Annotated in this window: 16 protein-coding genes; 13 read left to right on the top strand and 3 right to left on the bottom strand. The window is 35.8% G+C overall.

Translation table 11 applies throughout. The features are described 5' to 3' along the window. Nucleotides 1-47: 47 nt before the first annotated feature. Together ubiE and porT are read left to right on the top strand one after the other, a co-directional pair. Nucleotides 48-779, top strand: a complete 732-nt coding sequence (gene ubiE / locus ZPR_RS04495) for a bifunctional demethylmenaquinone methyltransferase/2-methoxy-6-polyprenyl-1,4-benzoquinol methylase UbiE (protein WP_013070435.1) — start codon at nucleotides 48-50, stop codon at nucleotides 777-779. A gap of 16 nt (nucleotides 780-795) precedes the next feature. Then, the gene (gene porT / locus ZPR_RS04490; RefSeq protein WP_013070434.1) at nucleotides 796-1,515 is read left to right on the top strand and encodes a type IX secretion/gliding motility protein PorT/SprT; all 720 of its coding nucleotides are present in this window, start codon (nucleotides 796-798) and stop codon (nucleotides 1,513-1,515) included. A 136-nt stretch (nucleotides 1,516-1,651) separates the two neighbouring features. Here porT and ZPR_RS04485 read toward each other — a convergent pair whose 3' ends face one another. Continuing rightward, entirely contained in the window at nucleotides 1,652-2,374 is a 723-nt protein-coding gene (locus ZPR_RS04485) for a TrmH family RNA methyltransferase (protein ID WP_041578673.1), read from the bottom strand. A gap of 38 nt (nucleotides 2,375-2,412) precedes the next feature. Here ZPR_RS04485 and tamL point away from each other — a divergent pair, with 38 nt between their 5' ends. The 7 genes from tamL to ZPR_RS04450 all read left to right on the top strand — a co-directional run bounded on the left by tamL (nucleotide 2,413) and on the right by ZPR_RS04450 (nucleotide 12,036). Continuing rightward, entirely contained in the window at nucleotides 2,413-4,980 is a 2,568-nt protein-coding gene (tamL, locus tag ZPR_RS04480; protein ID WP_013070432.1) for a translocation and assembly module lipoprotein TamL, read from the top strand. Between the two features lie 45 nt (nucleotides 4,981-5,025). Then, nucleotides 5,026-6,093, top strand: a complete 1,068-nt coding sequence (fbaA, locus tag ZPR_RS04475; RefSeq protein WP_013070431.1) for a class II fructose-bisphosphate aldolase — start codon at nucleotides 5,026-5,028, stop codon at nucleotides 6,091-6,093. Nucleotides 6,094-6,212: 119 nt separating this feature from the next. Beyond that, on the top strand, nucleotides 6,213-7,076 hold the full coding sequence (accD, locus tag ZPR_RS04470) for an acetyl-CoA carboxylase, carboxyltransferase subunit beta (RefSeq protein WP_013070430.1): 864 nt from the start codon (nucleotides 6,213-6,215) through the stop codon (nucleotides 7,074-7,076). A 210-nt stretch (nucleotides 7,077-7,286) separates the two neighbouring features. Next, nucleotides 7,287-7,556 carry a 30S ribosomal protein S15 gene (gene rpsO / locus ZPR_RS04465; RefSeq protein ID WP_013070429.1) on the top strand — a complete coding sequence of 90 codons (270 nt, stop codon included), beginning with the start codon at nucleotides 7,287-7,289 and terminating at the stop codon, nucleotides 7,554-7,556. Between the two features lie 243 nt (nucleotides 7,557-7,799). Next, nucleotides 7,800-9,995: a polyribonucleotide nucleotidyltransferase gene (locus tag ZPR_RS04460; RefSeq protein ID WP_013070427.1), complete on the top strand. Its 2,196-nt coding sequence runs from the start codon at nucleotides 7,800-7,802 to the stop codon at nucleotides 9,993-9,995. A 291-nt stretch (nucleotides 9,996-10,286) separates the two neighbouring features. Further along, a complete protein-coding gene (locus ZPR_RS04455; RefSeq protein WP_013070425.1) occupies nucleotides 10,287-11,150 on the top strand; it encodes a sigma-70 family RNA polymerase sigma factor in 864 nt (287 codons plus the stop codon). Between the two features lie 484 nt (nucleotides 11,151-11,634). Next, entirely contained in the window at nucleotides 11,635-12,036 is a 402-nt protein-coding gene (locus ZPR_RS04450; RefSeq protein ID WP_013070424.1) for a BLUF domain-containing protein, read from the top strand. Nucleotides 12,037-12,064: 28 nt separating this feature from the next. Here ZPR_RS04450 and ZPR_RS04445 read toward each other — a convergent pair whose 3' ends face one another. Continuing rightward, nucleotides 12,065-13,069 (bottom strand): lipoate--protein ligase, encoded by a 1,005-nt coding sequence (locus tag ZPR_RS04445; protein ID WP_013070423.1) that lies wholly within the window; start codon nucleotides 13,067-13,069, stop codon nucleotides 12,065-12,067. A gap of 131 nt (nucleotides 13,070-13,200) precedes the next feature. Here ZPR_RS04445 and rpe point away from each other — a divergent pair, with 131 nt between their 5' ends. The 3 genes from rpe to ZPR_RS04430 all read left to right on the top strand — a co-directional run bounded on the left by rpe (nucleotide 13,201) and on the right by ZPR_RS04430 (nucleotide 15,677). Further along, complete coding sequence (gene rpe / locus ZPR_RS04440) at nucleotides 13,201-13,863, top strand: ribulose-phosphate 3-epimerase (protein WP_013070422.1); 663 nt, start codon at nucleotides 13,201-13,203, stop codon at nucleotides 13,861-13,863. Further along, a complete protein-coding gene (locus tag ZPR_RS04435; RefSeq protein WP_013070421.1) occupies nucleotides 13,850-14,821 on the top strand; it encodes a YpdA family putative bacillithiol disulfide reductase in 972 nt (323 codons plus the stop codon). Before rpe ends, ZPR_RS04435 begins: the two co-directional genes overlap by 14 nt. Before the next feature lie 109 nt (nucleotides 14,822-14,930). Next, nucleotides 14,931-15,677 carry a hypothetical protein gene (locus ZPR_RS04430; protein WP_013070420.1) on the top strand — a complete coding sequence of 249 codons (747 nt, stop codon included), beginning with the start codon at nucleotides 14,931-14,933 and terminating at the stop codon, nucleotides 15,675-15,677. An 86-nt stretch (nucleotides 15,678-15,763) separates the two neighbouring features. Here the strand turns inward: ZPR_RS04430 and ZPR_RS04425 are convergent, their stop codons facing one another. Beyond that, nucleotides 15,764-16,123, bottom strand: coding sequence for a hypothetical protein (locus ZPR_RS04425; RefSeq protein WP_013070419.1), 360 nt, complete (start codon nucleotides 16,121-16,123; stop codon nucleotides 15,764-15,766). 273 nt (nucleotides 16,124-16,396) lie between these two features. Between ZPR_RS04425 and ZPR_RS04420 the strand changes: the two genes are divergently transcribed. After that, nucleotides 16,397-17,722, top strand: a complete 1,326-nt coding sequence (locus ZPR_RS04420) for a sugar porter family MFS transporter (protein ID WP_041579620.1) — start codon at nucleotides 16,397-16,399, stop codon at nucleotides 17,720-17,722.

Raw genomic sequence — 17,722 nt, 5'->3', positions numbered from 1 at the left:
TCTACAAATTATTCTATAAAACTTATCTTTGATCCAAAATTGCAAAAATGGGCAAAAAAGTAACTCCGTATCAAGGTTCTTCTCAAAGCAAAAAGCAGCAGGTAGAACAAATGTTCGATAATATCTCTGGAAATTATGATGGCTTAAACCGGGTTATTTCTATGGGAACCGATGTGAGCTGGAGAAAAAAAGTGGTACAAATGGCCAAAGATCACCAGCCAGAGACTGTTTTGGATATCGCTACAGGTACCGGAGATCTTGCCATCCAGATCGCTGAAGCTGCTAACGCAAAAAAAATTGTAGGCTTAGACCTTTCTGAAGGCATGCTAAAAGTAGGACGTAAAAAGATTATGTCCAAAAACCTGCAAACCAAGATCGAAATGATCCAGGGAGATTCTGAGGCTTTACCTTTTGATGACAATTCTTTTGATGTCATCACTGTAGCTTTTGGGGTTCGGAATTTTGAAACACTGGAACTTGGCTTATCAGAAATTTACCGGGTACTAAAGAAAGGTGGATTATTTATAGTACTGGAAACCTCGGTACCTACTAAATTTCCATTTAAACAAGGATATAAATTTTATAGCAGTTTTATTTTACCAACTATCGGAAAATTATTTTCTAAAGACAAAGAAGCCTACACCTATTTAAGTAAAAGTGCAGCCGAATTTCCATATGGAGAAAAATTCAACAATATTTTAAAGAAAATTGGGTTTATATCTGTAGCAAGTAATCCACAAACTTTAGGAGTTGCAACCATTTATAATGCATCGAAGTAATTATCAAGGTAATTGTATGATACGATATTTCTTACTACTCATCATTCTATTCTCGTTTACACAGACGCAGGCACAGCTTTTTTCTAAAGAAAAAGTTCAGCAAAGTGTAGATATCGACAATAAACGGTGGTCCTGGGGTTATTTTCTTGGTTTCAACACTTATGATTTCAACTTTAAGTATGATGAGTATGACCCTAGTCCTCGTACCGGCCGTGAGGTAGGCATACAGCGAAATATTGGTTTTAACGTTGGCCTTTTAGGAAACTTAAAACTTCACAAAAATCTTGATTTACGATTACAACCGGGCGTAAATTTTGCTTCCAGAGGTTTTTATTTTCCTTTAGGAAATGGTGTAAATGAAGAAAACAGGTATCGGGAGATTAATTCTACCTATATTCACGTACCGCTTTTGTTAAAAATCAATACGAATCGTTTAAATAATTTTAGGCCCTTTATAATTGGTGGAGTTTCTTATTCGGCTAATCTTTCCAGCAATGAAGATAAAGCCGATGATAATTACGATGGGCAATTTAGAATGACGACTAATAATTATAACTGGGAAATTGGTTTTGGTATTGATTTCTATCTTTATTATTTTAAATTCACGCCTTCTATTCGCGGCGTGTTTGGTTTTAACGATGAGTTGGTTCGTGATGACACTCCAAATAGTCAGTTTACCGGCAATATTGATAAAATGACCACCCGGGCCATATTTTTAAATTTCACTTTTCAATAAGATTCGATAACAAACTTCTTTCAGAAGAAAATTATAATCACTGGCCCAAACCCCCAGATTTAAAATTGGAACCTTTCTTTTTACCAATTTCAAATTGAATGCAAGAAAGCCCAGTCATAAAATTTAGGGTTATAAGTTAATTTCTGCGGAATTCACTTAAGAAAATTGCTGTAGCTGTTGCTACATTTAAACTTTCGGTTTCTTGAGATTTTCCGAATTGTGGAATACTGATTTTTTCTGAAATCAAATTTTCAATTTCCGGATTAATTCCATTAGCCTCGTTTCCTAAAACTAAAACAGATTTTTGCTGAAGCCTTTTTTGATATACATTTTCACCATCCATAAAGGTACCGTAACTCACTATATCCTGAGATTGTAGAAATTCAGAAAGGTTTTTATAAACCACATTTACTCTGGTGATGGACCCCATGGTAGACTGGATTACTTTTGGATTAAAACAATCTACCGTATCTGTACTACACACCAGATTTTTAACCCCAAACCAATCGCAAAGCCTAATTATTGTACCCAGATTTCCAGGATCACGTACGCCATCTAAGGCGACAGTTAGATCCTCTAAAACTCCAAGGTTTTGTTGCGGAATTTTAAAAAGCCCAAGAGCTGTTTGTGGTGTTTTAAGAAAACTGATTTTCTTTAAATCGCGTTCCTCAGTCAAAACAAACTGATCTTTAGAAATATCAAAAATGGTTTCAGAAGCAAATAGTTTGTCTAATCGAAAATCAGAATTTAAAAGCTCCCGGATTACTTTGATTCCTTCAGCCACAAAAAGTCCATTTTTTTGTCGGTACTTTTTTTGACCCAGGCTCGTTATTAATTTAATTTGGCTTTTACTAACCATCCAAAAAATGTATTTTTGATCATTTTAAAACCTAATGTTTGAAAAGGCTTTTCGCAAAAATATCATTATTTTTTTTAGTTCTCTTTTTTATATTTTCGTGTGATGCGGTAAAACGCTTAGACGAGAACCAGCAACTATTAGAGAAAAACGAAATTTTTGTAAATGGTGATAAAATTAGTCAGGCAAATATTTACAACCAATTAGACAAAGAGCCCAACACCCGTTTACTTGGCATTCCTTTACGTTTACACTTTTACAACCTGGCCAGGCCCCATATCGATTCGGTATTAAATAAAAAATATATTCAGGACTCCGTCAAATTCAGGAGGCTGGTAAACCGGCTCTCTAGAAAACAATTTGACCAGTTAATCCAAAATAAAAAAGATTTTAATGCCTGGATTAAGAGAACCGGTGAAGCACCGGTGACAGTTCGAAGTAAAGACATTCAGGATTCTGAAGAAAAATTGAAATCTTATTACTGGAATAATGGCTGGTTTAACGTAGAAACCAAATCTGAGGTAATCCCTTTAAATAAAGAAAAACGTGCCCGTGTTGAATATTTTGTAGAGACTGGAACGCCTTATGATATCGATTCTATAAAAACCAGGATTAGTTCTCCTGTACTGGATTCTATTTATAAGAAACACGACCAAAACTCACTCATAAAATCTGGCGTACAATACAAAACCTTAGATTTTAATGCCGAAAGAGATCGTTTAACTACCCTATTCAGAAATAATGGAATTTATGATTTCGAACAGGAATATATAAGTTTTGATGCTGATACCATTAATACTAATCACAATGTAAATACCAGCGTTATTATTGGTGATTTACCAACTAGTGAAGAAGATACGGTAAAAAAAACATTTAAAATTCACAAAATTAGTAGGGTAAACATTATTACCGATTATAAATTTGTAAATAAAAATAAACCTCTTTTAGATAGTGCACAGGTAAAGGGTGGTTATTATCTATATTCCTATGACGAGCTGGATTTTAAACCCGATGCTATTACTGATGCTATTTTTATAAGGCCCGGGCGAATTTACCGTGATATTGATCGCACCCGTACTTATAACCGTCTAAATTCTTATCGTGTTTTTAAATATCCTAATATCCAGTACATGCCAGACCCGGCAGATAGCACCGGCACCGATTTAATTACCAATATTTTCTTAACTCCGCAACAAAAATATTCGTTAGGGTTCAATTTTGACGTTTCTCAGTCCAATATCCAGCAATTTGGAATTGGTTTTGGAGGTTCTTTATTAATACGAAATGTTTTTGGTGGTGCTGAAAATTTCGAAATTTCGGCCCGGGGTAGCGTAGGATCTTCTAAAGATGCTGTAACTTCCAGTAACCAGGATCAGTTTTTTGATATTACCGAAATTGGAGCGGACGTAAGCCTAAGTTTTCCCAGGATATTTTTACCCTTTAATACCGAAAGATTTATTCCAAAATATATGTCTCCGTTTACCTCTTTAAGTCTTGGGGTAAGCACACAGACCAATATTGGGCTTGATAAACAAAACATTACAGGAGAATTGAATTATAAATGGTCCCCTTCCAGAAAGCTTTCAAACAGTTTTGATTTGCTGGATATTCAATACGTAAGAAACCTTAATGCTGCTAATTATTTTAATGTCTATCGCAGCTCGTATCAGGATCTAAACGAAGTTGTAAACTCTGTGAATGTGGTTACTGATCCCGCATATTTAAACGGTAACGGAAATCTTACCATTCCTAATGGCGCTGATGCCTTTATAAATGATATTCAGAATAATCGTAGCGCTACTACAGGATTAACCAATGAACAATCGCAGATCGTTAGAAATATTGGGGAAAGAAAACAACGACTTACAGAAAACAATTTAATTTTCGCTTCTAACTATACGTATTTATGGAATACAAAAGATAATCTTTACGACCGCGAGTTTACCCGATTTCGTTTTAAAATTGAAACTGCGGGAAACTTTTTATCGGCAGTAGCCGGTATTGCCAATCTGGATAAAAATCAAAATGGCAATTACGATATCTTAGGCGTAAATTTTTCACAATATGTAAAACCGGAAGTCGATTTTATCAAACACTGGGATTTGGGGCATGATAACATTTTTGCCATTAGAGCTTTTGGCGGGGTCGCTATCCCTTACGGAAACGCCAACAGCATCCCTTTTACCCGAAGTTTCTTTGCCGGTGGCCCTAATGATAATCGCGCATGGCAAGCCTATGACCTTGGACCGGGGAGCAGTGGAGGACGTAATGAATTTAATGAAGCCAACATGAAACTAGCGTTTAATATTGAACACCGCTATAATCTTTTTGGATCTTTAAATAGTGCATTTTTTGTTGATATAGGCAATATCTGGAATGTACTTGATATAGTAGAAGACGATGCTTCTACCTTTACGTCTTTTGCAGACCTGCAGGATCTTGCCGTAGGTTCTGGTTTTGGTTTACGCTACGACTTTAATTTCTTTATCCTTCGTTTTGACATTGGTTTTAAAACTTACAATCCTGCCAGAGTATTAGGTAACAGATGGTTTAAAGAATATAATTTTGGTAGTGCAGTATATAATGTTGGGATCAATTATCCTTTCTAAGCCAGTTTATTTTATTATTTTTGTAAACCTAATTCAACTTAAATTATGAGTCACAACATTAAACCTGGTGTAGCAACCGGAAAAGAAGTACAAGAAATATTTAATTACGCTAAAGAGAAAGGCTTTGCTCTTCCTGCTGTAAACGTAATTAGCTCAAGCAGTATTAATGCTGTATTAGAAACTGCTGCTGAATTAAATTCTCCTGTTATTATTCAATTTTCTAACGGAGGTGCACAATTTAATGGTGGTAAAGGTCTTTCTAACGAAGGTCAAAAAGCTGCAATCGCTGGCGGTATTGCCGGTGCAAAACATGTACAAACATTAGCTGAAGCTTATGGAGCTACCGTAATTATGCATACAGATCATTGTGCCAAAAAACTTTTACCATGGATTGATGGTTTACTGGATGCCAGCGAAGCGCATTTCGAAAAAACCGGAAAACCACTTTATAGTTCTCACATGATCGATTTAAGTGAAGAACCCCTGGAAGAAAACCTTGAGATTTGTAAAAAATATCTTGAGCGTATGAGCAAGATGGGAATGACTCTTGAAATTGAGTTAGGTATTACCGGTGGTGAAGAAGACGGAGTTGATAACAGTGATGTTGATGCTTCCAAATTATATACACAACCAGAGGAAGTAGCTTTCGCTTATGAAGAATTAAGCAAAGTTAGTGACCAGTTCACTATCGCTGCTGCTTTTGGAAACGTTCATGGAGTTTACAAACCTGGAAACGTAAAACTTACACCAACTATCCTAAGAGACTCTCAAGAATACATCACAAAAAAATACAATGTTGAAGAAAACCACATCGACTTTGTTTTCCATGGTGGTAGTGGGTCTACAGTAGAAGAAATTCGTGAGGCTATTGGATACGGAGTGATTAAAATGAATATCGACACAGATCTTCAATATGCATACCTGGAAGGAATTAGAGATTACATGAGCGACAACAAGGATTATCTTGCTTCGCAAATTGGTAACCCTGATGGTGAAGATTCTCCTAACAAAAAGTACTATGACCCAAGAAAATGGGTACGTGAAGGAGAACTAACTTTTAAAGCTCGTTTAAAGAAAGCTTTCGAAGATCTTAACAATGTAAATACTTTATAAGAATAAGCTTAACGAACAGCTGAGATTATCTAATTTCAGCTGTTTTTTTATTTTTTGATATTAATTGCTCTTTCGTAAATGAAGCTGATTGAACGGAAGAGATAAAAACCTGAAATACTATGGCTGCTGCTTGGTTTAAAAGAACACAAAAAGGTATCCAAACCCCTACTGAGGAGAAAAAGGATGTTCCTAAAGGCTTATGGTATAAGTCCCCAACCGGAAAAATCGTTGATGCAGAACAATTAGAAAGCAATTTCTATGTAAGTCCTGAAGACGGATATCATGTAAGAATAGGGAGTAACGAATATTTCCAGATTCTTTTTGATGACAACAAATACAAAGAATTAGATAAAGGACTTTCTGCCAAAGATCCGCTTAACTTTAAGGATACCAAAAAATATACTGATCGTTTAAAAACAGCTCAGGATAAAACAGGACTTAAAGATGCCGTAAGAACAGCCGTAGGAAAATCTAAAGGAAAAGAACTTGTTATTGCCTGCATGGATTTTAAATTTATTGGAGGTTCTATGGGTTCTGTGGTAGGTGAAAAAATCGCACGAGCTGCAGATTATGCGATCAAAAACAACCTGCCTTTTATGATCATTTCTAAATCTGGTGGTGCCAGAATGCAGGAAGCTGCTCTTTCTTTAATGCAGCTAGCTAAAACTTCAGTAAAATTAGCGCAATTAGCTGAAGCTAAACTTCCTTATATTTCTTTATGTACAGATCCTACCACGGGAGGAACGACCGCTTCGTTTGCGATGTTAGGGGATATTAATATTTCTGAACCTGGCGCACTTATTGGGTTTGCCGGACCTCGTGTCGTTAAGGACACAACAGGTAAAGACCTTCCAAAAGATTTCCAAACCTCAGAATTTTTGAAAGAACACGGGTTTTTAGATTTTATCACTAAAAGATCTGAACTTAAGAATAAAGTAAATCTTTACCTGGATCTTATCCAAAATCAACCGGTAAGAGCTTAAAAGCAATAAAAACAAAGAATATCAAGGCAAGAATAAGAGATATACATTTGGAACCCTTTTTAAACATTAGTGAATAGGAAAACAGTATTATATCCCTTGCCCTGTGGCAATAAAATTCCAAGAATAAATAGCATTTATACAAAAAAGTAGTACATTTGCGGCCTGACAGAAAAGCTGTCAATACATAAAAATCATTTAAATAATATTGGAATGTATTTAACTAAAGAAAAGAAGGAAGAAATCTTCGAAAAGTACGGTGAAGGAAAATCCAACACTGGTTCCGCTGAAGGACAAATTGCATTATTCACTTACAGAATCTCTCACTTATCTGATCACTTAAAAAGTAATCGTAAAGATTTTAATACAGAGCGTTCTCTAGTAAGATTGGTAGGTAAAAGAAGAAGCCTTCTTGATTACTTAATGAAAAAGGATATCATGAGATATCGTGCCATTATTAAGGAACTAGGATTAAGAAAATAATTTTCAGGGGGCTTTTTGCCCCCTTTTTTTATACAGTCTGGGTAGCTGTAAATACCCAAAAATAAGTTCTTTACAATTTAGGATGACTCCTATTTTAGAAATTGTCACCCAAAAAGGGTAGTTTTTCATTGGTCTGCCTGCAACGACAACAACACAACTCCTGGCCGTCCAGATAAAGACGGAAAGACCTTTGTTTAACAAAATAGATCTGGTGAAGTTATTCAGATCAAATATTCAAAATTTATGATTCCACAAACTTTTAAAGAGGTTATCGATCTTGGAGATGGAAGAGAAATCTCGATCGAAACCGGAAAACTGGCAAAACAGGCACACGGCTCTGTTGTTGTTAGAATGGGAGACGCCATGCTTTTATGTACCGTAGTATCATCTTACACACCTACTACGATGGATTTTTTCCCTTTAACATTAGATTATCGGGAAAAATTTGCTGCAGCAGGACGATTTCCTGGAGGATATTTTAAGCGTGAAGCAAGACCAAGTAGTGAAGAAATTCTTGTAATGCGATTAGTAGATCGTGTATTAAGACCTCTTTTCCCTAAAGATTATAAGTTCGAAACTCAGGTAATGATTCAGTTGATGTCTCATGATCCTGAAGTAATGCCAGACGCTCTGGCTGGTTTAGCTGCTTCAGCCGCTATCCAGGTTTCAGACATTCCTTTTGAAACTCCAATTTCAGAAGTTAGAGTAGCACGTATTGACGGAGAACTGGTTATCAACCCAAGTTTTGAACAGCTAGAAAAAGCCGACCTTGATATGATGGTTGGAGCTTCCGCAGATTCTGTAATGATGGTTGAAGGTGAGATGGATGAAATTTCTGAAGAAGAAATGGCAGAAGCCATCAAATTTGCTCATGAAGCGATTAAAGTTCAGTGTGAAGCTCAAACAAGATTGAGAAAAGCTGCTGGAAAAACTGAGATTCGCGAGTATGAAGTTACCGAAGAAGACGAGGATTTAAAACAAAAAATATACGATGCTGTTTACCAGAAAGCTTACGATGTCGCTAAGCAGGGAAGCACCAAACACGAAAGAAGCGAAGCTATTTCTAATTTAAAGGAAGAAGTTTTAGCGATGTTTTCTGAAGAAGAACTTGAAGAGAAACAAAAACTTATTAGTTCTTATTTTAGTGATGCTCATAAAAAAGCAGTACGAGACGTTGTTCTTAAAGAAGGAATTCGTTTAGATGGTAGAAAAACTACTGAAATCAGACCCATCTGGTGTGAAGTAGATTATTTACCTTCTCCACACGGTTCTTCTATATTTACCAGAGGGGAAACCCAGGCGCTTGCTACCGTAACACTAGGTACTTCTAGAGAAGCAAATCAGGTAGATCTTCCAACTCAACAAGGTGAAGAAAATTTCTACTTACATTATAACTTCCCTCCTTTCTCTACCGGTGAAGCCTATCCTATTAGAGGTACTTCCAGAAGAGAGATTGGTCACGGTAACCTTGCACAAAGAGCATTAAAAGGAATGATCCCTTCAGATTGCCCTTATACAGTGCGTGTCGTTTCTGAAGTCTTAGAATCCAACGGTTCTTCTTCTATGGCAACTGTTTGTGCTGGTACAATGGCCCTAATGGATGCGGGAATTCAGCTAAAAAAACCAGTTTCAGGGATCGCTATGGGATTAATCTCTGATGGCGAAGATTTCGCTGTACTTTCTGATATTCTTGGTGATGAAGATCACTTAGGGGATATGGACTTTAAAGTTACCGGTACTGCAGATGGTATTACCGCTTGCCAGATGGATATTAAAATTAAAGGACTTTCCTACGAAATTTTAGTAAAGGCACTTAAGCAGGCTCGTGATGGAAGATTACATATTCTTGAAAAATTAACCGATACGATTGCTGAACCAAATGCAAATGTAAAAGCACATTCTCCAAAAATTATTACCAGAAGAATTCCTGGAGATTATATAGGTGCTTTAATTGGGCCAGGTGGTAAAGTAATTCAGGAACTACAAAAAGAAACAAAAACAGAAATCGTTATTAACGAAGATCCTGTTACAGAAGAAGGTATTGTAGAAATTCTTGGTACCAGTCAGGAAGGTATCGATAAAGTTCTTGCTAAAATCGATTCCATCACTTTTAAACCAGAGAAAGGAAGTGTTTACGAAGTTAAAGTAATCAAACTTCTGGATTTTGGTGCAGTGGTAGAGTATATAGAAGCTCCAGGAAACGAAGTTTTACTTCATATTTCTGAACTTGCCTGGGAACGTACAAATAATGTGACCGATGTTGTAAACCTTGGTGATGTTATTGATGTAAAATATTTTGGTGTAGATCCAAAAACAAGAAAAGAAAAAGTTTCTAGAAAAGCTTTACTTCCAAGACCAGAGCGTCCAGAACGTAAAGAAGGTGGTGATCGTGAACACGGTAAACGTGAAGATCGCAAACCAAGAAACGATAGAAAATAATTCTATTAATGATCATATAGTATGAAAAAGGCTTCGAAAATTCGAAGCCTTTTTTATTTTTATTTTATTTTTTTGTTGCGAATCATTTTTACGCAATGGATTTATGGATTTGTTCCAAAAGCCCGTATTTACTACAAAATACTTCTGTTTATAGCTAAAATATTGGTCTAAGACAGCCATTTTAAATAACACCCATAAAAAATTGCGTAAACATTTTGTAACATTTTTCGGTCTTCTTACGTATAACTATATACAAGAGCTATTCACAATTAAAACCCAAGGAGAAGATAGATGAGACAACTTAAAATTACGAAGCAGGTAACTAACCGTGAAACTGCTTCGCTGGATAAGTATTTGCAGGAAATAGGTAAAGTAGATTTAATTACCGCAGACGAAGAGGTAGAATTAGCACAACGAATTAAAGCGGGTGATAACCGTGCCTTAGAGAAATTAACAAAAGCGAATTTACGTTTTGTTGTTTCTGTAGCAAAACAATATCAGAACCAGGGATTAACTCTTCCCGATCTTATTAACGAAGGAAATTTAGGACTTATTAAAGCTGCGAAACGTTTTGATGAAACTCGTGGCTTTAAATTTATATCGTATGCTGTTTGGTGGATTAGACAATCTATCTTACAGGCTTTGGCGGAGCAATCTCGTATTGTACGTTTACCGCTTAACAAAATTGGATCTATCAATAAGATCAATAAAACCTTTGCTTTCTTAGAGCAATCTCACGAGCGCCCACCAAGTGCTGAAGAAATTGCAAAAGAGCTGGATATGACCATTAATGACGTGAAAGAGTCTATGAAAAACTCTGGTCGTCACGTATCTATGGATGCTCCTTTAGTAGAAGGTGAAGATTCTAACCTATATGATGTATTACGATCTGGTGAGTCCCCAAACCCGGATAAAGATCTTCTTCATGAATCACTAAGAACAGAGATCGAACGTGCTTTAGAAACACTTACACCACGTGAGGCTGATGTTATTCGCTTGTATTTTGGATTAGGAGATCAACATCCTATGACTCTTGAAGAAATTGGCGAAACTTTTGATCTTACTCGTGAGCGCGTAAGACAAATTAAAGAAAAAGCGATTAGAAGATTAAAACATACATCTCGCAGTAAGATTTTAAAAACCTATTTAGGTTAAACATATTTAAGATGACAACAGTTTAGTGGTGGGAGTGATGACCCAACCATGAAAATAACTGTTCGTTTTTTGATTGATGAATGACCCCGGAGTGATGACCCGGGGTCGCTTCATTTTATAATATAACTTCACTCCTATTTTAGCATCAATTATTAAACTTAAATTAAAATTTATTGATTCTAATTGAAACTTACTAAATTAGCTGACTGATTTATGGTGCAGCATAGCTGCATTTATTTTTTATAATGGCATTACTTTTGACTACTATTGAAATAGAGAATAAAAGATATTTAAGATGACAACAGTTTAGTGGTGGGGAGTGATGACCCTAACCATGAAAATAACTGTTCGTTTTTTGATTGATGAATGACCCCGGAGTGATGACCCGGGGTCGCTTCATTTATAATAAATTCTAACAAAGATTTAATAAAATCCTTACAATTAATTCTTTAATTGTAGTCTTTAAACGATTTTTATTTAAACTATGGAAAGATGGGCAATCTGCTACGTAAGTACAGCTTCTCCTTATATTGAAGAAAAAGACATTGATAGTGTTCTCTCCTATACCGAAAACTGGAATATAGATCATAGCATCACTGGGATTTTATTATCTTCAGAAGGCAATTTTTTTCAGGTGATAGAAGGAGAAAGATCTATCATTAAAGAACTTTTCGATAATATTGCTAAAGATAGCAGACATCGAAATCTGATAAAAATTTTTAATAAAGAAATTAAAAACACTGAATTTAATGGTTATGAAGCTACCTTTCTATCGAAAAGAACCAGCAATTTATCACAGGATATTAGCTATCTTGATTATATTAAATGTTTAGATAGTGCTTCCCAGAATACTGTGAAAAACATTTTAAAAGCATTTGTAGATTAAATCCTGATGGCACCCAATTTTTGAGGAATTATTCCTCATCTTCTCCATACACAAGATTTATAAAATCTTTTTTAGGCAGATCTCCAAAATAAAATCTTGTATCGATATTGGCTAAAAGCGACTCTATTTCTAGTTTTTCATAGCGGGCACCAATTAGTTTATTTTCGATATCTGATACAGGTTCTTTCCCAAAGAAATCCCCAAAGATCTTAAATTCTTCAATGTAGCCTTTATTTACAAAAATACGTAAATCAATCTCTCCCACTGGGAAACGACTGGTACGCTGAATATTAAATTTAGGCGATCGCCCGTAATTCCAATCCCAGGCTTCGTACTTCTCAGTCTTTAATTGGCGTACTTCTTCCCACTCCTCTGCCGTTAAATGATAAGTTTCGAATTCTTCGCGTTCTTCGTACAACCCCTTTAAAATAATAGTTCGGAAGCTTTCGATATCTAATGACTCCTCTAGAAATTCACTAATATTAGCCACACGACTGCGAACCGATTTATGCCCTTTAGACTGAATCTTGCTCATTTTTACCTGCAACGCCCGAGTGACCTCATCCAAATCTGAATCTAGCAATAAAGTACCATGACTAAACATTCTTTTTACACTGCTAAACTGAGCATTTCCAGATATTTTACGATCATTAACTACAATATCGTTCCTGCCTTTTAACTCAGCCGGCACTCCTATTTTATTCAGTACTTTAATTACCGGCTCCGTAAACTTTCTAAAGTTATTTAAACTTTTAACATCATAATCGGTAATAAAACTAAAATTCAAATTTCCGAAATCATGGTATACCGCTCCACCTCCAGAAATTCTTCGTACTACTTTAATATTTTTTTCTTCAACATAAGAATGATTAATCTCTTCAAGCGTGTTTTGATTTCTACCGATAATAATCGAGGGTTCATTAATGTAAAACAACAGGTAATCCTGCCCTTCATCAAAGTTTCTTAGTATATACTCTTCTAGTGCCAGGTTTAAAAACGGGTCGTTATTTCCTTCATTTTCGATAAAAATCATGGTATTTTCCTTTAGTTTTTTTCAAAGATATTCAATTATAGGTCGATAGGGAAACCGTGAAAGCTTTTCCTCTAATTCTTTACGCTTCAAACATATTCTTAGTATTTTTGTTAGAGAAACATGCTGTTACAATGAAAGAAAAGATAATTGCCCCTTCCCTACTCGCCGCTGATTTTGCAAATCTGCAACGCGACATAGAAACCGTTAATAAAAGCCAGGCCCAGTGGTTTCACGTTGATATTATGGATGGTGTTTTTGTACCCAATATTTCCTTTGGAATGCCGGTGCTACAGGCAATTAACAAACATGCCAAAAAGCCACTGGATGTGCATCTTATGATTGTAGATCCAGATCGATATATAAAAGAATTCGCTGATCTTGGCGCCAACCATCTTACCGTACATTATGAAGCCTGCCCCCACTTACATAGAACATTACAAGCCATAAAAGCAGAAGGTATGAAAGCCGGTGTAGCGATAAATCCTCACACTAATGTAGATTTATTGAAAGATGTGATCAAGGATATCGACATAGTACTTGTAATGAGTGTTAACCCAGGGTTTGGTGGTCAAAGCTTTATTGAGCATACCTACCATAAAGTACAACGTTTAAAAGAAATGATTTTAAATCAGAATGCAGAAACCTTAATCGAGATCGATGGTGGGGTAACCAATAAAAATGCTTTAGAGCTAATAAACGCCGGCGCAGATATTCTGGTGGCCGGCAGTTATGTGTTTAAAGCCGAAAATCAATTAGAAACTATTAAAGAGTTAAAGCATCTTGCAAATTCATAACGATACTTACGACATTGTAATTATAGGCGGCGGTCCAATTGGGATTGCATGTGGTCTGGAAGCTGAAAAACACGGCCTCACCTATCTGATCCTGGAGAAAGGATGTTTGGTGAACAGCCTTTACCACTATCCTACTAATATGACTTTCTTTTCAACATCAGAAAAATTAGAGTTAGATGGCATCCCCTTTATAAGCAACAACCCTAAACCAAGAAAAGCTGAAGCTTTAGAATATTATCGCAGGATCGCAACGTCTAACCAGGTGAACATTCATTTGTTCGAAAAGGTTACGGAAGTAAAATCAAATTCTACTATAAAAGAAGTTATCACTACAAAAGGTTTTTATAAAGCAAAAAATGTGGTGATAGCCACCGGATTTTATGACATTCCAAATTATATTGGTGTGCAGGGAGAAGAACTCCCTAAAGTAGCGCATTATTACAACGATCCTCATTATTACGCTACTCAAAAAACCATTGTTGTTGGCGCTAGTAATTCGGCAGTAGATGCTGCTTTAGAAATTTATAGAAAGGGCGGTGAAGTGACAATGATTGTACGGGCCGAGGATATTGGGCCTCGTGTAAAATATTGGGTGCGACCAGATATTGTTAACAGAATAGAAGAAGGCAGCATTAAAGCCTATTTTAATTCTTCTATTAAAGAGATTAAAGAAAAAGAAGTAATTGTACAAACGCCCGATGGCGAGACGACTCTAGAAAATGATTTTGTGCTATTATTGACGGGATATCGCCCTAACTTCGAGTTTCTGGATAATATCGGAATTTCTTTAAAAGACGAAGATAAAAAAATCCCGATGTATGATGAAAATACCATGGAAACCAATATTCCCGGAATTTACCTTGCCGGAGTAATATGCGGAGGGATGGAAACCCATAAATGGTTTATAGAAAATTCCAGAATTCACGCCAAACTTATAGTCGCCGATATCATTGGATAATTATAACAGGGAATCCCAAATTAGGCAATTTAATTATTGATTTTTGCTGAATTTGGGATATTTTATTTTACATTAAAATGAACTATCTTTAGGTATTCATTTTTTCCCTATGCTACCCCAATATCATATTCTAAACGGCGATGCCCTAAAATATCAATTTCCTAAAGCCCTTAAAGGTAAATTAATTATAGCAAGGGAATGTTTCATAGAAGGAACTACAAAAGGAGATGATTTTGATAGCTTTTTTGCAAACAGGGCAAATTTTATTTGTAAAAACTATGGTGAAACTGAAGAAAATTATCTCAAAAACGTAAAATCCGAGTTTCAAAAAATTTTGGATATTACCAAAAACTGCGAGATCAATCTTTGGTTTGAACATGACCTTTTCTGCCAGGCTAATTTATGGTTTGTTACTTCTTTAATCATTGAAAATCCATCTTTAAAAACTATTTTCCTGATAATGCCAAAAGAGCATAGCCAATATGGATTTAGCCGATTAAGTGAAACAGAATTAACCTTAGCTTATAAGCATCGAAAATTGGTACATAATATTCTGGATTTTGCAAAGCTTTGGCAGTACTATCAAAATAACGAGCTAGGAAGACTAAAGCAAATGGCTATAAATCTACAAGAAGAATTCCCATTCATTCTTCCCGCCGTTGAAGCCCATATCGCCCGAATTCCGCAGGAGAATTATCCAGAACGTCCGGTAGCTTCTATCTTAAGTATTATGAATGAGCTACAAACAGATGATTTCACCCTTATTTTTAGGGAATTTTGTAAACGCGAAAGTATTTATGGCTTTGGCGATTTACAGGTTAAAAAACTTGTTGAGCAAGCAAGCGCTTATAAGTAAACAATAAAATAAGGAGACTGTCTTCTAGACTTGTTCGCAACAAACCTAAGAGACAACCTCCCGTATTACAACATTTGAAATATTCTTTAAATCAATACTAATTCTGATGAACTAATTATTTCATTTCTATTCAGTAATTTTCCATAGAACTCTAAATCGTTTGTTTCACTTTTAAATGATTCGTCCAGCCATTCCACAGCTTTATTTACAGGAAAACTAAAGACTTTAATATTAGGATACCCCTCTGGTGATGATCCTTTATTAATACCTATTTCTATAGTTTTATCATTCTTATTATAAAAAACGAACTTTGCTAAAAAGTTATGGCGTAACAAATCAATAAAATCCTGCGGTATTTTATCACAATCCCTGCACTCCTCAATATACTGATTTACCAATACCCGCAATGATGTTTTTATCTCCTCCGTTCTTAAATAAGATGCCATAATTTTATTTTTTTTGTTGTTAATACTCAGCGAAAATATGTTCAATCCATAGACTTAAAAAAGCATTTATGTAAGGTTTAACTCGAAGATATAAAATCTTCACAATATCGTTTTCGGAGGTATCTCAATTTTACCCTGTCTAAAATCAGAATAAAATAATTGCGTATTTTTTATAAACTTCTGAAATACAAATTCCTGATATTTTCAAGATTAAATTATCATTTCGATAAAAATGGCTATATTCTCAAAAATTTTAATTTTTATTTTAACAGAATGAATAAAATAGTACTCTGGTCACTTTGTGCCGCATTTGCAGGATTTCTATTTGGTTTTGATACCGTAGTAATTTCGGGAGCTGAAAAGCAATTGCAACAAATCTGGCATAGCTCTGATGCGTTTCATGGCACCTATGTAATTGGTATGGCATTGTGGGGCACGGTAGCCGGAGCGGTTTTTGGAGGTATTCCTACCAATGCCCTGGGAAGAAAAAAGAGTTTATTTTTTATTGGGATATTATATGTAATTTCTGCATTAGGATCTGCTTTGGTAGATGACCCTATTACTTTCGGGATTTTCAGATTTATTGGCGGATTGGGAGTTGGAGCTTCCACCATCGCGGCACCAGCTTATATTTCTGAAATCGCTCCTGAAAAAGACCGGGGTCGCCTGGTTGCTTTCTATCAGTTCAATATTGTATTAGGAATGCTTGCGGCTTATGCGTCGAATTATCTTTTACGAGATAGCGGTAGCGAACCCTGGCGTTGGATGGTAGGTATGGAAGCTTTGCCAGCATTAATTTATACTTTTTTAGTACTGGTTATCCCGCAAAGCCCCCGTTGGTTAATCGCACAGGGTAAAATTGAAAAAGCTCGAAGTATTTTATCGAAAATTGATACTTCTAAAAACTTAGACGATAAGATTGCTGAAATTAAGCGGCAAGCCGATCATGGAAAATCCAGTCATGAAACCATTTTTATGAAAAAGTATCGTAAACCTTTGATATTAGCTTTTCTTATTGCCTTTTTCAACCAGTTCTCGGGAATTAACGCTCTTCTCTATTACGCCCCAAGGATTTTTGAAGAAGCTGGTTTAGAAGAAAGTGCTTCTCTGCTTAGCAGTATTGGTGTTGGTGTAACCAATATTATTTTCACCTTCATGGCCTTATTTTTAATCGATCGCTTAGGGCGACGTACTTTAATGTTTATAGGTTCTATAGGCTACATTATTTCTTTATCCATGGTATCTGCCGCTTTCTTTTTAGATTGGGGCGGCATGAGTGTACCTATCTTTATCTTTATTTTTATCGCCGCTCATGCTATTGGACAGGGCTCGGTTATTTGGGTTTTTATTTCTGAAATTTTCCCTAATCACCTACGTGCGAGTGGACAGGCTTTTGGATCGTCTACTCATTGGGTACTGGCCGCCATCATCCCTTCACTGGTTCCCGTTTTATTTGGTAGTATTGGTCCGGGATGGGTTTTTGCCTGCTTTGCATTTATGATGGTTTTGCAATTGTTGTATGTGAAATTTATGATGCCAGAAACCAAAGGCAAATCTCTGGAAGACTTAGGCCTGGGATTATCTGCAGCAGAAGAATAA

The organism is Zunongwangia profunda SM-A87 (assembly GCF_000023465.1).
Classification (GTDB): domain Bacteria; phylum Bacteroidota; class Bacteroidia; order Flavobacteriales; family Flavobacteriaceae; genus Zunongwangia; species Zunongwangia profunda.
This window is presented reverse-complemented; position numbering and strand designations above follow the sequence as displayed.

Coding starts and splice junctions, on each gene's coding strand:
- ubiE (WP_013070435.1), top strand. CDS start 48: ATGGGCAAAAAAGTAACTCCGTATCAAGGTTCTTCTCAAAGCAAAAAG.
- porT (WP_013070434.1), top strand. CDS start 796: ATGATACGATATTTCTTACTACTCATCATTCTATTCTCGTTTACACAG.
- ZPR_RS04485 (WP_041578673.1), bottom strand. CDS start 2,374: ATGGTTAGTAAAAGCCAAATTAAATTAATAACGAGCCTGGGTCAAAAA.
- fbaA (WP_013070431.1), top strand. CDS start 5,026: ATGAGTCACAACATTAAACCTGGTGTAGCAACCGGAAAAGAAGTACAA.
- accD (WP_013070430.1), top strand. CDS start 6,213: ATGGCTGCTGCTTGGTTTAAAAGAACACAAAAAGGTATCCAAACCCCT.
- rpsO (WP_013070429.1), top strand. CDS start 7,287: ATGTATTTAACTAAAGAAAAGAAGGAAGAAATCTTCGAAAAGTACGGT.
- ZPR_RS04460 (WP_013070427.1), top strand. CDS start 7,800: ATGATTCCACAAACTTTTAAAGAGGTTATCGATCTTGGAGATGGAAGA.
- ZPR_RS04455 (WP_013070425.1), top strand. CDS start 10,287: ATGAGACAACTTAAAATTACGAAGCAGGTAACTAACCGTGAAACTGCT.
- ZPR_RS04450 (WP_013070424.1), top strand. CDS start 11,635: ATGGAAAGATGGGCAATCTGCTACGTAAGTACAGCTTCTCCTTATATT.
- ZPR_RS04445 (WP_013070423.1), bottom strand. CDS start 13,069: ATGATTTTTATCGAAAATGAAGGAAATAACGACCCGTTTTTAAACCTG.
- rpe (WP_013070422.1), top strand. CDS start 13,201: ATGAAAGAAAAGATAATTGCCCCTTCCCTACTCGCCGCTGATTTTGCA.
- ZPR_RS04430 (WP_013070420.1), top strand. CDS start 14,931: ATGCTACCCCAATATCATATTCTAAACGGCGATGCCCTAAAATATCAA.
- ZPR_RS04425 (WP_013070419.1), bottom strand. CDS start 16,123: ATGGCATCTTATTTAAGAACGGAGGAGATAAAAACATCATTGCGGGTA.
- ZPR_RS04420 (WP_041579620.1), top strand. CDS start 16,397: ATGAATAAAATAGTACTCTGGTCACTTTGTGCCGCATTTGCAGGATTT.